The organism is Desulfitibacter alkalitolerans DSM 16504, from assembly GCF_000620305.1.
In the GTDB taxonomy this organism is placed as follows: domain Bacteria; phylum Bacillota; class DSM-16504; order Desulfitibacterales; family Desulfitibacteraceae; genus Desulfitibacter; species Desulfitibacter alkalitolerans.
Window position 1 is genome coordinate 112,733 of sequence record NZ_KK211101.1, and the last position, 15,541, is coordinate 128,273.

Genomic DNA, 15,541 nt, shown 5'->3' on the forward strand with positions numbered 1-15,541 from the left:
GTGAGCGGCCTACAGTTGGAACGTTGTAATTGTAATTATTTTTCTTGTGCCGTATTCAAACCCTTTAAGTTTTCTATTATATCCTGACAAGATGTTTGTGCAGGTGGTACTTCTATTTTTTGTATATTTGCTGATTTAGGTGTGGGGTGATGCTTTATATTGTGCCTGGTTAAGGTCGCTGGATTTAAATATGATGGCACTGTTATACTATTACTAGTACCCTTTTGAGGTCTTCGAAATTGGTAAATAGGTCCACCTTCAGGTATTTTAATTGGATACGCAAGCTTACTATACAACATTGATTTATCCTTTTCCTTTTGGGCACTTATTGGAAAGTAGATTTTCTTTGATCTAACCCTTTTATTATTTTTTTTCTTTGCTTTTGTTTTGGGCATTGTTTCATTGGTATTAATAATTTCATTTTCATTGACTTCCTTAATTCTCTTCAGTTCATCCTCAGTTTCCCTGTAGCACTTTTTTAGAGAATTTAATTCACTTTCTTGATGTTTTAGTTTTTCCAAAAGCTCATTTAATTGAATAGCCTGTTCCTCATTTTTTATTTTTGTTTCAAAATCAATTGTCTCTTTGGATTTTTCAATAAAGTTAAGAGCAATTTTAATTTCTTCACTAGATGGTTTTTCACCTAATTCTTCAATAATACTTTTAACTAAACTGGATTTAAGAATGCTTAAAGTTTTACTGGAAATATTTGGAATTCCTGCTTCTAAAACCATTGTTGGTAAAGGATTACCCCATAAATAGTTCCAATACCTATTTGCAGCAATCTTCTCCCAAAAGCTTGCCACCTTATAATTCAAGGAACTTTCCGAAAGGCTTAAATACTTAAGTAATTTCTTTGTTATTGAAAGACTAGTTCTGTCGTTAACGAAAGGTAAATAAATAGTTAAATCCGGGATGTTCTCTTCAACTGAAAAAGATAATAGAATTTGAGCATCTAAGTACCTAATGGTTTGTTTAGTTGCATTACCATTATCAATAATGACTGCAGCTCCCTCAAGTGAAAGAGTGCTTTCTATAGATTGAATTTCTTTTTTCAATTTTTCATCATTGCTAATAATATTAACTATTATGGTCTTATCATATAGTGCAGGGAACATAACTATATTTTCTTCGTTTAATATATACTTAATATTCTTTGAGTTGCAGGAAGCTAACAGTAACTGCTTGTGACTTTCTTCAAATTCCAGTAATACTTTATTGTTCCAAATAACCTTCCCCATGACTTTCCCACCTTAATAAATTTTGGTATATCTTATGCAATTGTTAGGAAACTGTGTTATATAAAGGCACATTTTTTACTTGCTATTAATATGTCAATATATAGTAAAGGGAGCTGTTTTTCTTTCCAAACAGCTCCCTTTTTTTAAACTTTACCTTTCAGCAATGTACAGCTGGGTTACAACTATTCCATACCTATCACTTGATATTCCAATACCTAAATGAGTAAAGGTGGGACTTAAAATGTTTTTTTTGTGTCCTTCACTAGCCATTAGTAATATATGAGCCTTATTCACATCTCTAGCCTTAGCAAGGTTTTCTCCTACCTGCCTAAAGGGTATTCCTGCATTATATACCATTTGGTAAAAGGAACCATATGTAGGTGAGGTATGAGCAAAATAATTATTGTTGACCATGTCTTGGCTTTTTAACCTGGCCAACCTTACAAGTTCTGTGTGTAGTATCAAGGGTTTTAAACCCCGTTCCTTTCTCTCATTATTGATTAATTCTAACATTAAATTCTCTTGACTTGTAAGTCCTGCATAATTACTATCTGGCTGTGGAGCTGGTTGGGCCGGAGTAATTGGATTTGTATTACTTCCAGTTATATTGCTGGTATTATTTGTTTGTCCTAATGAATTACCCCGTAAACTCCGAATTAAATCTGCAGTAGTTTGATTTTTAGGAGGAGAAGAAACCTGAGTATCATGGGATGGCTGTGGTTGTTCAGTGGTAGTTTTGGGTACAGAAGGATCTGCAGTACTCTGCTGGTTATTCTCTTGGAGCAGCTTCTGTAATCCCCATGATGCATAAGCTGCTGTGGGGGCTTGCATGAGTAAACCAACTAAAAGGACCATTGAAAAAACTTTTTTTAATGTAATATACACTTTGTTACCTCCTGACATATAATAGCATTTAAGCATATTAATATTATATTTGGGAGAAAGAAACAAGACAAATATTCAACTCATCATATTTAGAGATAATAGTATAATAATCTTCATATTAAAGAAATATTCTTCAAAATATACATTATCTGAAGGGCATGTATTAATTTTCCACCTTGGAACCTTTCTTTATGATTAATAATATACTAGATTATCAATCAAGTACCTCAACACTTAAAGACCATTTATGGAAAATGATATGGAGAGGTGAAAAGATTTGAAGCCCAAAGTAAGAATGTATATTGACGCTAGGAATGAAAAACTAAATTATGATAATGCTAAACAGGTTTGCTATTTCATTAAGGGAGCAAATAAAGATGAAGTAAAGAAAAAAATATATGAAAGCATTGGTTTTAATGTTCTAAAAATTGAGGTTGTGCCAGCTAACGAAAAAGTAATAATAACCTACTATGAACATCTAATTACACCAACATATATTGACTATAGGTTTCATTTAAGGGGCTTGGATTATAAAAGAGACGGCGGCTGAAAATAAATTACCTAAGCAGTTGCTTAAGGGGGAATTTGGGTGTCCATGTATAAAAAAGTTAAGGAATTTCAAAATTCTACTACGGCAGCCATTAGATTGGTTACTGCAGAAACCATAACATTATATGGTTCTCAAGTCATTAAACGACAATTAATGAAGCAGGAGGGCATTAAGGACGTAGAAATATTTCCAAACAAAAAATCAATCTATGTTAAGTATTATCCTACTATAATAGATTCTAGCAGCATTATCCATGCGATTCTTGGCTTAGGATACAAATTAGACCTTGGTATCAAAAAAGGCAAACCAGAACCAGAAGTAAAGGGCAAGGGTGGATGATGTACTAACAAAAGATAACAGGCAGTTAGCCTGTATAAGCAAAATTGTTTAAGGGGGTTTACACATTGAGCTGGTATGATAAAAAGCTTGAAAAATCAGCAAATCTAAATTTTTCTCAAGATAACAATAGTGTAATAACTTTTAATATGATTATTACCAATCTTAATACAATAGAAGATTATGAGAGAATTAACAAAGTATTAAGAACCATTAATGGGGTCGAGGGGATTGGAACTTATAACCAAAAGAAACTATCAATAATGTATAATCAATATTTAACAAGTATTGAACATATTGTTTATAAGTTATCACAAATAGGTTATAGGTACGTTAACCGCTTCTGAAAAAAGTGTTAAGGCCAGTCTGGCTTATAAGGTAAAACTCCTTGCTCATAGTAAGGATTTTTTAAAAGGTTATTTGAAATTTTTGCTTTAAAAGGGTAAGTATTTCATCTATTCTTAGTAGGATAGGAGGCTTTAAATCTATATTGAATAACTCATGAAATACCAGGTAGGAATTTATATAGCCAGTATGACTGTAAACTCTAGATATTTTTTTAGGGGAGGCAATTTTGTCAATAGGGGCTTCAGCCCATTGGGATTCATCTCGCATAAAATACAAATAGCCCTGCTTTAAACTGGTGCAATATATAGCAGTTAGTAAACGGTCCTTTAATAAGTAGCATTTTTTTGGATAGAAGGCAGGAAGCATGATGATATTTGATTCAGAAAGGACACAATTGTTATTTATGCATAGGCTTTTATAATTAATATTATAAAAGCCTTTTTTTATTAAGGTTGTAAAATGAAAGACATTTTTTGTATATCCTACAGACAGTAGATGTCCCCTTGGAATTTCAAAAGAAATATTCCATGTATCCCATTTATTAATAATACTATTCCAAATAAAGGTCTCCAAATTTTTATTATTATTAAAAAAAATAGTTAATATAAGCTTTTTTTCTGCTGAAAGATAGGTAAGGTCAATGAGTTTGCACTTTGAAAAAGTAAGGTTTACTCTGATCCAACTGTCCTGATTATAAAACAAGTGAATTATCTCATTAATAGAGCCGGTTTCTATCTCTATTAATAAATGAAATTCATTGCTTGCATTCCTGGAGATAAAAAAATTACTGATAGTCTTTTCAAAAATAAATCTTTTCATTTTCCATTTATTTAAATTAAAATCCCATGTATATACCCTTAGTTCAGATCTGCTAACTTTAGTGACAATAATTGGCATGGTTGTACCGCTATGGGCGGCCTGGTAATCCAAAATACCCCTATGACTTTTCCCTTTTAAAAGAATGCTAAAATCAAGTGTTCCCTTATCAAAAATAAAACTCCAAGCATCTCCCGTTTTATTATCCAGAAAAACTGTCATGATTTCACCAAGTTTCTTATATAACTTTGGGCCTAATAAATATTATACATTTTATAATGCATCTATGATAAAAACTAAAAATTTAAGATGGAGACTTAATCAGCCCTTTAGAAAAATAAAAAATATTATTTTTTTTATAACTTTTCATTAACTGTAACAAAAAGAGGATTTTTTTAATACTATACATTAGATAGTTCATCTAAAATTATTTAGAGGAGGAAATACTTTATGACACAAGCAAGACAGCAAATCCAACCAGGGCAGTGCCCAATAAATCCACAAACAGGCCTGCCAGAGTGCCCACCCTTTGACAGAATTGAATGTATTGTAGTTGACAAGGTATATGACAGCTGCTTCCAGATTGATGACAGAACAAGAGAGGTAGAAACTGATTCAACTGAGTTTGGAACAGGCCTTGAGCAGGGTGACCCAGTTGAGTGTCAATTAACTGAAGGAGCCGAAATTACCTGTTCAGTAATTAGCCGGACTTCAATAGGAGATGGGTTCTTTACAATTGTTCTTTCAGTACAGGTTCCAGTGACCCTCACTAACCCAGAAGCTGCAAATGGTGAAGAGGATGAGATAGAAAGAACTTTTATTTTTGGCAAGACAGTTACACTGTGTGCCCCTGAGGGAGTAACTATAGATTGTACTGAGAGTGCACTTCTAGCATGTAACTGTGTAGTAACAGATGTAGAGGAAGATAATGAAGAGCTAGAATATACAATTTCTTGTGACATCCAAGTATGTCTGGTAGTAAAATCTATTTTAACAGTTCAATTACTAGTTCCTAGCTACGGCTTCTGTGTACCTGCACCATGTGTAACTATTCCTGGTGTTTGCCCTCCACTTCCACCAGAGCAATGTTTTTAAGTATAATAAAAAAGAGCCAAAAGGCTCTTTTTTATTGAAATTACTAAAAAATAAAGGTATAGCTAATAATAATATAGAATAATAAAAATACCATAACCATAAACATATAAATAGGGCTACACGTACGGAATAACCCATTGTTTTTTAAGCTTAACATAATTATGAGGGGGCGATGATAATGAAAGTTTTTAAGGAACTTTTTTATAAGATGGACAGGCAGGTGCCTGGCAGCAAAGAGTATACGCTAAAAGCAGCAGAGATGGTTGGTTTAGGTGACCTGCCAGCTAACAGTAAAGTGCTGGATGCTGGCTGTGCAAATGGGAATGCTGCCTTTGCTCTTTTGGAGAAATATCCCATTGTGGTAAGTGCAGTAGATATTGATGCTAATTCTTTAAAAAGTCTTGAAGAGAAGGCGGCCGCATTAAATGTAAGTGACAGGATATCCGTATATAATAAATCAATGATTGATTTAGATTTTGAAAATGATTCTTTTGATGTGATCTGGTCTGAAGGTGCAATTCATAATGTTGGTTTTTATAAAGGCATCTCATATTTGAAGAGGTTTTTAAAACCAGGGGGAAAAATTGTCGTGTCTGATCTTACTTGGATTAAGGACAACCCTCCTGATGAAGTGTTCTGGTACTGGAAAGAAAATTATCCCGGCATGACAGGAATTCAGGAGAATATAAAAGCCATGGAAAAAGCAGGCTTAAAATGTGTTGGGCATTTTGCAATAGGCAAGGATGGATTCTGGGATAATTATTATAAGTTAATGTATACTCATATTAATTATTTCCAACAAAAATTTGTAAAAAATTCAAAGGCCCAGGAACAACTGGAGGAGTTACAAACGGAAATGGACTATTTTGTTAAATTTGGCGACTACTATAGCTATGTATTTTTCATTGGAGAAAAATAATTAGCATTTATGAAAATACTTGTGGATGCTGACTCATGCCCTAAAAAAGCCATGATGATTCTAATAGAGCTGGCAGGCTTGTATAATGTACCCCTTCTTGCAATTTCTTCTTTTAACCATCAAATAGAAGGGATTGAAAAAATAATAGTTGGAAATGAACCCCAGGCAGCAGATATGGCCCTCATTAATAAGACTAACAGGGGAGATATAGTTGTAACCCAGGATTGGGGGTTAGCATCATTAGTCCTATCCAAGGGTGGTAATTGTATAGCTCCCAGTGGATATGTGTATTCCAAGGAAAAAATTGCTTTCATGCTGGAAGAACGGCATATTAAGGCAAAGATTAGAAAGAGCGGCGGCAGGACAAAGGGTCCGGCCCCAAGAAATAAAGAAGATGATGAAAGGTTTAGAAAAAACTTGGAACTTCTGCTAAAACAAGTAAACTCTTAAAAACACAAACTGAAGTATAAACCTCCTATTACTGGCTCAAAATAATTGACAAATGGAAAATCTTATGGTACCATTTTTATATTCGCCGATAGGCAAAGAAATAGGAGGAATTAAGATTTATGAAACAAGGTACAGTAAAATGGTTCAACAATGAAAAAGGTTTTGGGTTTATTGAAGTAGAAGGAGAAAAGGACGTATTCGTTCACTTTTCAGCAATCTCTGGAGATGGTTTCAAATCATTAGAAGAAGGACAAAGAGTAGAATTTGAAGTAACTGAGGGACCAAAGGGACCTCAAGCTGCTAACGTTTCCAAATTGTAAATCCAAAGACAACACGCCTTTCCATTTTGGTTAGGCGTTTTTTATTTTACAATCAGAAGTATAAAAACTTTCGTCGGTGTCAGTAGCTTGGCGCCCTGGCAGGATTGGAACTTCTAATTCATAATATAAAATATGGAAGGAAGGATTAATTTGAGCAGCCTGGAAGTTAAGAATGACAGTATAGTAATTGAAAACCAGAAAATACATATTGATATTTATACAGCTAGTAAAAATCCAATTGGTACTGTTTTATTCCTGCATGGGAATATATTCTATTCCAATTCGTATAACGAATTTTTGAGCAACTTAAGTCAGGTGGGCAATATTAATGTAGTAACCTTTGACTACTTGGGCTGGGGACGCAGCGAAGGGCCAAGGGGAAAAGCCCAGGCAAAAAAAATCCTGGAGCAGATCAGGGAAATGGTCAAATACACAGTAAAAAGATTTCCCAACAGCAAATATGCTATAATAGGAGATAGTATGGGAGGTCATTTTGCCTTCGAGGCCTTAATCGACAATCCTGAACTGGACTGCTGTGTATCCCATACCATACGGTACCCGGGGACTTATGCCAATATGGTTGACAGGATTTTTGTAAACCTCTTTAGAATAATGGGACTCATAATGCCAAATAAAACCATTAATCCTTTGAAGGAAGCTGTTAACGCTGAACCAAAAAAGGGGGGTAACCCTACCTACAATAAACTTTTAAAAGATCCCAAGATAGTAACTTCCTTTGACATGAAAACCATAGCAGAATTAACAAGGGTTAAGTCAAATAAAAACCATAAAACAAAGAAACCTGTATTGATAATTGTAGGGGAAAAGGAAGAAAATAAAAATGAAATTATTTTAGCCAAAAAAGCTTCACAGATTTTAACCAACTCTCAACTGGAAGTTGTTAAAGATGCTGGGCATCTGCTTTTTATAGACCATCCAAAGCTTATTGCGGACTTGATAACTAACTGGTTAAAAAAGGTTTCATTTAACTAAAGAGATTTTTAATTTTTTCTTCCTCAGCCCTAAAATATCTTAAACATCCATTAATATAATCTTCCAATGAAAGATCATTTTTGGCTGTATTTAAATCTTCAAGCTTATTGCTTGATATTTCAAAAGAGAATTCTTGCATGGTTGATGCCTTCCAGGGGGCGATATTCATATCATCTTTGTTAAAGATGATTGTATCTACCAGGTCTTCAAAAGCTTCCTGGTTGTCACTATCTTTTCCAATCCACCATTTCCAAAGAATTCGGTCTAACCATATAGTAATTATTTGGTTCACAGTACATACCTCCATAGGATTGTTGCGTATTTTATGGACTTCAATTTATTATACCTTAATTATAGAAAAAAGGTACTTTAAAATATAGGGTGTAAAATATAGACTACAAAGGGGAAGGTTTTATTGAATAAGGAAGAAATAAAGAAAAAAATAGCACATGAAATTGATAAGAGCTTTAACACTTTGAAGGATTTAGCCGAGCTCCTAAACAATTCTCCTGAACTGGGGTACAAAGAAGAAAAAACCTCGTCAATACTCAAGGAGGAGTTTGCCAGGCTGGGAATAGACACCAATGACAGGGTAGCTTATACAGGATTTAAGGGAAGTCTTAAGGGCAGGTCCAGTGGAGTCAAGGTAGCAGTATTGGGTGAACTAGACAGTGTAATCTGCCATCAGCATCCCCTGGCAGATAAAAATACAGGAGCTGCTCATGCCTGTGGGCATTTTGCCCAGTTGGTTTTAATTGTGGGGGTGGCCATGGCTTTAAAGAACTCGGGGGTTATGGATTTTTTGTCTGGAGAAGTATGCTTCATGGCACTGCCTGCAGAAGAGTTTATAGATTTAGAATATAGGGAAAGATTAGTCGCTGATGAGCATATAAAATATAAAAGTGGCAAACAGCAGGCCATATGGGAAGGACACTTCGATGATGTTGGTATAGTATTAATGCATCACCTTCTGCCCAGAGATTATCCATATGTTGTATATGCAGGCATGACCAGCAACACATTCATCTCTAAAATGGTAACATATACAGGCAAGGAGTCCCATGCCGGTGCTGCACCCCATGAGGGGATTAATGCTCTTAATATGGCCATGTTAGCTTTAAACAATATAAATGCTCAGCGAGAAACCTTCATTGAAGATGATAAGGTAAGGGTGCACAGCATAATTCTCAAAGGTGGAGATGCAGTAAATGTCATCCCTGGTGAGGTTGTTATGGAAACAGTTGTACGTGGTTCTTCCCAGAAGGCAGTGCAGCGGGCCGCAGAAAAGGTTGATCAGTGCCTTTTGGCTGGGTCCCTTGCAATGGGAGGCCATATATCTATAAAAAATAATGCAGGCTACCTGCCCCTTGTTAATGATGATAGGCTTATGGATGTCTATATAAGTAATATGGAGCAGTTCGTTGACAAGGAACAAATTGCTAAAATGGGGTCCATTGCCGCCTCCTTTGATTTTGGCGATGTAACTCATTTGATACCAGGGCTGCATTCATTTATATGCGCTGCTGAAGGAAACCTGCATACAAAGGAATTTAAGGTTTTTGATGAGCAGCTTGCCTATCTGGAAAGCTTAAAGGCCATGGCATTTACTATAGTAGACCTGCTTTTTGATGAAGGTAAGCTGGCTGAACAAATTATTAATGAATATACACCTAGGATGACAAAAGAAAGCTATTTAAAGTATTTAAAGGAAAACTCAAAAACAATGCAAGGCAGACCCATGAAATTTAAATAAGATATGGTGGTGATGGCATGAATGAAAAGATAAACTGGGTCAAACTGACCAGTCTAAGTGGTGAGATAGAGGCTGAACTATTGATGGGACTTTTAAAAACCCACAATATACCTGCTGAAAAAGTATATCCAGGTATCACCCAGTATGTAAAGGTATATATGGGAACTGCAGTAGGCGTTGAAATTCATGTGCCTGAAAACATGTATCATCAGGCAAAAGAAATCCTTAAGGAGTTGGAAGATCAATGTGGAGATTCCTAAGACTATTTTGGTATTTATTAAACAATCCCCAAGTGGGCAGCCATAAGAAGCTCATCCTTGTGGGGTTTCCAATATTATATTTAATCATGCCAGATCTAATACCCTTTATAATTGATGACTTGATAATTATTGCCCTTGGCTTTTGGAGCTTTGTAAAGACAGCAAAAAGAGACGTTAAAATGTCCAGGGATCAGGATATAATAGATGTGGAGGCCAGGACTGTTAAGGATGACTAAGACATGAATTGACTTTCAATTACTAAACCAATACACTAGATAAAAGTGGAAAAATATAAATAAAAAGGATGCTGTTGTGGTGGACAAATTATTGCTCATTTATAATCCAGTGGCTGGTGAAGGAGCTTTTAAAGAAAACCTTGATGAGGTTGTATCACTTTTACAGAAAAAAGGCTACCAGGTTATTGTACATAGGACTAGTAATGATGAAGATCTTGAAATAGTAATCAATAACAGTAAAAATTTTATCGATGTAGTTACGGCTGCAGGTGGAGATGGAACCATACATCAGGTTGTTAATGCCATGTTAAAGAATAACCTGACTCATGTACCCCTGGGAATTATTCCTGTAGGTACATCCAATGACATTGCAAGCTATCTGGGCATACCGTTTTCTTTTTTTGATGCCATTCAAATTATTGGCAGCCGGAAGGTGAAAAACATTGATGTTGGGGAAGTAAACAACAGCTGCTTTGTAAATGTGGCCAGCGGTGGGCTTCTAATGGAGGTGCCACATACCACCAGTGTAAAGTTAAAAAACTTGACCGGAAGGTTAGCCTATTACTTAAAGGGTATTGAACAACTGCCTAACTTGAGACCTATTCCTATTAAAATATCCTGTCCCGAAGAGACAGTTGAGGAAGAAATCCTACTATTTATAATATTAAATGGGTCCATTGCCGGAGGATTTAAGAACCTTGCTCCAGCAGCTTCCATGACTGATGGAAAACTGGATGTTTTAGTTTTTAAGCCTGTTCCAATCCCTAGACTTCTGTCAGTATTTGTAAAAATACTTAGGGGTGACCATTTCGGAGATGCGTCATTGAAATATTTTCAAACAGCAGGTCCTATTGAAATCACGTGTGAAGCAAATGTTGGTACTGATGTGGATGGTGAAAAAGGGCCGGATTTCCCAATGTATATTAAGCTTCGAAAAGGACTTTTGCCAGTATTTGTACCATCAGTTAATTTTAAATAAATTAGGGAGCATTTTATTATGAAGTTTCAAACTGAAATTAGAGTAAGATACGCCGAAACAGATGCCATGGGGTGACATTCTGGAAATAGTTCAGCCACCACATGGTGAAAGTACATGTGGGCTTAAGGTCTTTTTGTCAGCTCTTCTATAATAATGTCCCATATGTGGGGTTTTTCAAAACCTCTTCGCCAGGAAGCAACTCCCGCTAGGTCATATTTTCTAACCAGCTCTATTCTTTGTCTCATGGAAAATTCATCTTCTATCCAAATTTTATAGACTTTGCCCTTGTCCTCATATATGCCAAAATTTTGCCCAGCTGCCTCATCCACGCTTATTAAGGCATTATTGGCTTTCAATGTTTCTTCTGCTTGTCTCATGGAAAGGGCTTTTGAGGTAACCTGGATGGTTCCGTCAGCCAGCTCTTCTTCTTCCCATATTCTCGTATAAAAGGGAACCCCTAAAAGGAGCTTTTCCCTTGGTACCTGCTCTAACATCCTAATTAATCCAGCTTCTACCCAGGGCAGGGAAGCTACAGAGCCAGCTACAGGACTGGTTCGCCAGTGCTCATCATATGTCATTACTGCCACATAGTCTACTATTTTGCTAATGGCAGGACGGTCATAGACCATAGACCAATTGGGACTGTTGGACCTAACTGTTACATCAACACTAACTGTAAGACCCTGTTCATGCAAAATTGGTGTGAGCTCCCTTAAAAATTGGGTAAATAAATCCTTATCTTCATAATAGATGTTTTCAAAATCAATATTAATTCCATCTAGTCTAAAAAGCCTGGCAAGAACTACAAGTTGATTGATGACATTTTTGCGGTTTTCTAAGCTTCCAAGCATTTCACTGGTTATTTCCGGATCAAAGCTATTACTAAAAAGTGCCCAGACCTGAAGCCCCTCATCATGGGCCCATTCCACATATGGCAGGCTTCCATAATTAATTATGTTTCCTGATCCGTCTGCCAGATGAAACCATGTGGGAGATATGACATTAAGACCAGGGATGCTTTTATAATCACTAATATCATAGCGTGGTCTAGAAATATAATCCCAGGTTAGGTTAACCTTTCCGCCCAGGGGCTTCCATGGAGGACTTGACATATTGTCCCTCAGAGTAACAGCCTGGATTTCCTGAAGAGTAATATGCTGCTTATCAACATAACCCACATACCCGCCGGAGCTTCGTACTTTATACCAGCCATCTTCCTCACCATATATGATTAAACTGTCATTAACTGAAAGGCTTTCTATTCTGGGGCTTCTATAAAAGGGACCAGTTCTTAAGTAGGTTTGCTGGTTTACTATTCCTGTAAGGATTGGTTTATTTATATAGTCAATGGTTGTAATTCCTGATTCTAGAGTTTCTATTGTAATTCCATAAACAGGAGCTAAAAACTCTATTGGAACATAAGGCCTGTCCTCCATAACGGTTAAAGGAATGCTGACTGCAACTGGTTGTTGGTTGATATAGGCAGTTAATTGCCTGCTGTTCATTTCAATTGTCTTGTCCCTGGTGGTTACCATTATCCTTTTATTTTCTGGTTCCCAATATATATGGGGATCAAACCTGTCTTTGATTAAATCCACACTAATTAAAAGGGCTTCATTCTCCCACATAAATTCTTCCTTGGATACAGGAGTATTATGTATAACCAGGCTATAAGCTGATGCACCATTTATCCACTGGGCACTTGGATAATAGTACCATATCCCCAGAGCACCAGATATAAATAAGGTCATTAATAATGCAAGGATATAAGGGAAGGGGTTAGATCTAATCACCTCTTGGTTAGTATCTTGGATAGTGTTTTGATTAGTATGGAGTTCCATGTAATTGCTCCTCTCCCGGGTAAACTTGTTAATATTATGACATACTTTTCACTGGGATGCAGTACAAGATTTCTGGAAACAATATAGGGTTGTTTTATTTGCATCCAAATTAAAAGAGGTATAATATATAGGGGGTAAGCATTAGAAGCTAAGAGAAAAGGTGATTTAGAAATTGAATCAGTCAGAAATAGTGCAAATTCTAGAATGTTTAGAAATTGAATATCCCCATGCAAAAACCGAGCTGGAATTTAACACTCCCTTTCAGTTGTTGATAGCCACCATATTATCTGCCCAGTCTACAGATGTTCAGGTGAACAAGATTACAAAAGGTTTATTTGCCAAATACCCTGGGCCTTCTGATTTTGCTGAGCTAGAGCCTCAGGTTCTAGAGAAGGATATTAAGGGTGTGGGACTTTTTCGAAATAAAAGCAAAAGCATAGTGGAAACAAGCAGAATCATAAGGGACAAGCATGGGGGCATGGTGCCAGGCACCATGGAAGAACTGATACAGCTTCCTGGTGTGGGAAGAAAAACAGCTAATGTGGTTTTAGCCAATGCCTTTAACATACCGGCAATTGCTGTGGACACCCATGTTTTTAGAGTATCTAACAGGCTGGGTATAGCTAACTCTAAAAATCCAGAAGCAACAGAATTAGATTTACAAAAAAATATACCCATGGATAAATGGTCGCAAGCCCATCATTGGTTAATATTTCATGGCCGAAGGGTATGCCATGCCAGAAAGCCGGCGTGTACAAGCTGTGTAGTTGAAGATCTTTGTAAATATAGAAAAATGCAAAAGCTAGAAACATTAAAGGAGGGAACATGATTTGAAGGTTGGCGTATGTACCCTCGAACTTAGAATCCCCTATGCACACTCTTTAAAGGAAAAAAGAAGTATAGTGAAAAGGATTAGCAATAAAATTAAGCAGAAGTTTAATGTTTCCATATCAGAGATAGATACTCAAGACCTATGGCAGACGGCAACACTGGGAATTGCAGTGGTGGGAAGTCATGGCCCCCTCCTTGAGGGGTTTTTAGAAACCCTAATAGATTATGTAGAAAGTACCTTTGATGGTGAAATTAGGGTCTTGCATACAGAAGTTATTGCTGTTTAGGAGTGATTTAGATGCATATAGTATTATATGAACCAGAAATTCCACAAAATACAGGCAATATAGCCAGGACCTGTGCAGCAACAGGGGTTTCTTTACATTTGATTAAACCACTGGGGTTTAGCATAGATGACAAACATGTAAAAAGGGCAGGCTTGGATTATTGGCACCTTCTGGATCTATATGAATATGATAACTGGGAGAGCTTTATAGCTCAAAAGGGCCATTTAGCCCTGTATTTTACATCAACCAAGGGAGAGCAGTATTATCACAATTTTCAATACCCTGAGGATAGTTATTTTGTTTTTGGACCTGAAACTAGAGGGATTCCAGAAAGCATTCTCAGGCAGTATTGGGACAGGGTTATAAGGATACCCATGAGGTCTAATTCAAGATCTTTAAACTTATCCAATGCTGCTGCCATAGTTATTTATGAGGCTTTAAGGCAGCATGAATTCAAAAACATTACTACCTAGTAGATTAATGAAATATAATAAAAGGCATGCATACATATGGTAGGTTAGTGGAGGGAGGAATTATAAATGCAAGATTTGGCGTATGTAAATGGTGTTATTAGTGATGTTAAAGATGCTTTTGTACATATTGAGGACAGGGGATTTCAGTTTGGTGAGGGTGTCTATGAAGTGATAAAGGTATATAACGGAAAACCCTTTGTGCTTATACCACATTTAGAAAGACTAAAAAGAAGCTCTGTAGGCATGGGAATTGATTTTCCATGGGAAATAGAATTCCTTGAAAAAGAAGTTTTAAGATTATTGGCTGAAACTGGACTTGATTTTGCAAATATATATATGCAGGTCAGCCCAGGGTCAGCACCAAGATCCCATTTGCTTGATAAGGATCCAACCCCAAGCCTTGTTATGACCATTCGTAAGGCAGCTGAGACTGGCATGCTTAAGGAAATTAAGCTCATTGCTGTAGAGGATATACGGTGGAAAAAATGCTGGATAAAGAGTACAAATCTAGCTGCTAATATTATGGGTAAGAAGATTGCCAGACAGCAGGGTGCAGGAGAAATTATCATGTATGAAGCTGATGGTACTGTTACTGAAGGAGGAAGCAGCAATATTTTTGCCGTTAGGTCAGGAGTATTAGCTACTCCAGATTTAGAGTGCAATATATTGGCTGGTATAACCAGAAAAATTGTCTTGGAAATAGCCAGGGATAGAAAACTGGAGTTTAAAGAAGGTAAAATTTCACTTGACGAGCTAAAGCTAGCTGATGAAATATTTATAACAAGCACTACCTTTGAGATTACAGCAGTAACCAGGCTGGATGGCATTACCATAGGCAATGGAACACCAGGACCAATCACTAAAAGCATACATGCAGATTACATGGCAATGATTAAGAAGCATTGCTATTAAGGAACTGGAGGTAGAA

21 protein-coding genes are annotated in these 15,541 nt (G+C 36.4%); 16 read left to right on the forward strand and 5 right to left on the reverse strand.

The genetic code is table 11. The features are described 5' to 3' along the window. Nucleotides 1-35 precede the first annotated feature (35 nt). Both K364_RS0112235 and K364_RS26710 read right to left on the reverse strand, forming a co-directional pair. Nucleotides 36-1,241 carry a hypothetical protein gene (locus K364_RS0112235; protein WP_028308259.1) on the reverse strand — a complete coding sequence of 402 codons (1,206 nt, stop codon included), beginning with the start codon at nucleotides 1,239-1,241 and terminating at the stop codon, nucleotides 36-38. Between the two features lie 150 nt (nucleotides 1,242-1,391). Next, nucleotides 1,392-2,126 (reverse strand): CAP domain-containing protein, encoded by a 735-nt coding sequence (locus K364_RS26710; protein ID WP_051534035.1) that lies wholly within the window; start codon nucleotides 2,124-2,126, stop codon nucleotides 1,392-1,394. 277 nt (nucleotides 2,127-2,403) lie between these two features. Between K364_RS26710 and K364_RS0112245 the strand changes: the two genes are divergently transcribed. From K364_RS0112245 to K364_RS0112255, 3 genes are all read left to right on the forward strand, one after another. Continuing rightward, on the forward strand, nucleotides 2,404-2,676 hold the full coding sequence (locus tag K364_RS0112245; protein WP_028308260.1) for a hypothetical protein: 273 nt from the start codon (nucleotides 2,404-2,406) through the stop codon (nucleotides 2,674-2,676). A 39-nt stretch (nucleotides 2,677-2,715) separates the two neighbouring features. After that, nucleotides 2,716-3,015, forward strand: coding sequence for a heavy-metal-associated domain-containing protein (locus K364_RS0112250; RefSeq protein WP_028308261.1), 300 nt, complete (start codon nucleotides 2,716-2,718; stop codon nucleotides 3,013-3,015). 65 nt (nucleotides 3,016-3,080) lie between these two features. Further along, nucleotides 3,081-3,359 (forward strand): hypothetical protein, encoded by a 279-nt coding sequence (locus tag K364_RS0112255; protein ID WP_028308262.1) that lies wholly within the window; start codon nucleotides 3,081-3,083, stop codon nucleotides 3,357-3,359. A 61-nt stretch (nucleotides 3,360-3,420) separates the two neighbouring features. On the opposite strand, the gene K364_RS0112260 is transcribed toward K364_RS0112255, so the two are convergent. After that, nucleotides 3,421-4,398, reverse strand: a complete 978-nt coding sequence (locus K364_RS0112260) for a hypothetical protein (protein WP_028308263.1) — start codon at nucleotides 4,396-4,398, stop codon at nucleotides 3,421-3,423. Between the two features lie 228 nt (nucleotides 4,399-4,626). On the opposite strand from K364_RS0112260, the gene K364_RS0112265 reads away from it, so the two are divergent. From K364_RS0112265 to K364_RS0112285, 5 genes are all read left to right on the forward strand, one after another. Continuing rightward, entirely contained in the window at nucleotides 4,627-5,271 is a 645-nt protein-coding gene (locus tag K364_RS0112265; RefSeq protein WP_028308264.1) for a hypothetical protein, read from the forward strand. Between the two features lie 178 nt (nucleotides 5,272-5,449). Next, nucleotides 5,450-6,190 carry an SAM-dependent methyltransferase gene (locus K364_RS23955; RefSeq protein WP_051534036.1) on the forward strand — a complete coding sequence of 247 codons (741 nt, stop codon included), beginning with the start codon at nucleotides 5,450-5,452 and terminating at the stop codon, nucleotides 6,188-6,190. Between the two features lie 9 nt (nucleotides 6,191-6,199). After that, entirely contained in the window at nucleotides 6,200-6,640 is a 441-nt protein-coding gene (locus K364_RS0112275) for a YaiI/YqxD family protein (protein WP_028308265.1), read from the forward strand. 119 nt (nucleotides 6,641-6,759) lie between these two features. After that, nucleotides 6,760-6,960 (forward strand): cold-shock protein, encoded by a 201-nt coding sequence (locus K364_RS0112280; protein ID WP_028308266.1) that lies wholly within the window; start codon nucleotides 6,760-6,762, stop codon nucleotides 6,958-6,960. Nucleotides 6,961-7,110: 150 nt separating this feature from the next. Beyond that, nucleotides 7,111-7,953, forward strand: coding sequence for an alpha/beta hydrolase (locus K364_RS0112285; protein ID WP_028308267.1), 843 nt, complete (start codon nucleotides 7,111-7,113; stop codon nucleotides 7,951-7,953). Here K364_RS0112285 and K364_RS0112290 read toward each other — a convergent pair. Beyond that, a complete protein-coding gene (locus K364_RS0112290) occupies nucleotides 7,946-8,245 on the reverse strand; it encodes a hypothetical protein (protein WP_028308268.1) in 300 nt (99 codons plus the stop codon). The two genes, K364_RS0112285 and K364_RS0112290, sit on opposite strands and share 8 nt — an antisense overlap. 123 nt (nucleotides 8,246-8,368) lie before the next feature. Between K364_RS0112290 and K364_RS0112295 the strand changes: the two genes are divergently transcribed. From K364_RS0112295 to K364_RS0112310, 4 genes are all read left to right on the forward strand, one after another. After that, a complete protein-coding gene (locus K364_RS0112295) occupies nucleotides 8,369-9,706 on the forward strand; it encodes an amidohydrolase (RefSeq protein ID WP_028308269.1) in 1,338 nt (445 codons plus the stop codon). A gap of 17 nt (nucleotides 9,707-9,723) precedes the next feature. After that, a complete protein-coding gene (locus tag K364_RS0112300; protein WP_028308270.1) occupies nucleotides 9,724-9,966 on the forward strand; it encodes a putative signal transducing protein in 243 nt (80 codons plus the stop codon). Beyond that, nucleotides 9,951-10,202 carry a hypothetical protein gene (locus K364_RS0112305; protein WP_028308271.1) on the forward strand — a complete coding sequence of 84 codons (252 nt, stop codon included), beginning with the start codon at nucleotides 9,951-9,953 and terminating at the stop codon, nucleotides 10,200-10,202. The genes K364_RS0112300 and K364_RS0112305 overlap by 16 nt, the downstream gene beginning before the upstream one ends. A gap of 79 nt (nucleotides 10,203-10,281) precedes the next feature. After that, nucleotides 10,282-11,181, forward strand: a complete 900-nt coding sequence (locus tag K364_RS0112310; RefSeq protein ID WP_028308272.1) for a YegS/Rv2252/BmrU family lipid kinase — start codon at nucleotides 10,282-10,284, stop codon at nucleotides 11,179-11,181. 122 nt (nucleotides 11,182-11,303) lie between these two features. Here K364_RS0112310 and K364_RS23960 read toward each other — a convergent pair whose 3' ends face one another. Continuing rightward, nucleotides 11,304-13,022, reverse strand: a complete 1,719-nt coding sequence (locus K364_RS23960) for a glycosyl hydrolase family 18 protein (protein WP_051534038.1) — start codon at nucleotides 13,020-13,022, stop codon at nucleotides 11,304-11,306. Nucleotides 13,023-13,194: 172 nt separating this feature from the next. Between K364_RS23960 and nth the strand changes: the two genes are divergently transcribed. The 4 genes from nth to K364_RS0112335 all read left to right on the forward strand — a co-directional run bounded on the left by nth (nucleotide 13,195) and on the right by K364_RS0112335 (nucleotide 15,525). Further along, complete coding sequence (gene nth, locus K364_RS0112320; RefSeq protein WP_028308273.1) at nucleotides 13,195-13,851, forward strand: endonuclease III; 657 nt, start codon at nucleotides 13,195-13,197, stop codon at nucleotides 13,849-13,851. 1 nt (nucleotide 13,852) lies between these two features. After that, nucleotides 13,853-14,140, forward strand: a complete 288-nt coding sequence (locus K364_RS0112325; protein ID WP_028308274.1) for a DUF503 domain-containing protein — start codon at nucleotides 13,853-13,855, stop codon at nucleotides 14,138-14,140. Nucleotides 14,141-14,151: 11 nt separating this feature from the next. Next, complete coding sequence (trmL, locus tag K364_RS0112330; protein WP_028308275.1) at nucleotides 14,152-14,613, forward strand: tRNA (uridine(34)/cytosine(34)/5-carboxymethylaminomethyluridine(34)-2'-O)-methyltransferase TrmL; 462 nt, start codon at nucleotides 14,152-14,154, stop codon at nucleotides 14,611-14,613. A 66-nt stretch (nucleotides 14,614-14,679) separates the two neighbouring features. Next, nucleotides 14,680-15,525 carry an aminotransferase class IV gene (locus K364_RS0112335; RefSeq protein WP_028308276.1) on the forward strand — a complete coding sequence of 282 codons (846 nt, stop codon included), beginning with the start codon at nucleotides 14,680-14,682 and terminating at the stop codon, nucleotides 15,523-15,525. The last annotated feature ends 16 nt before the right edge of the window (nucleotides 15,526-15,541 follow it).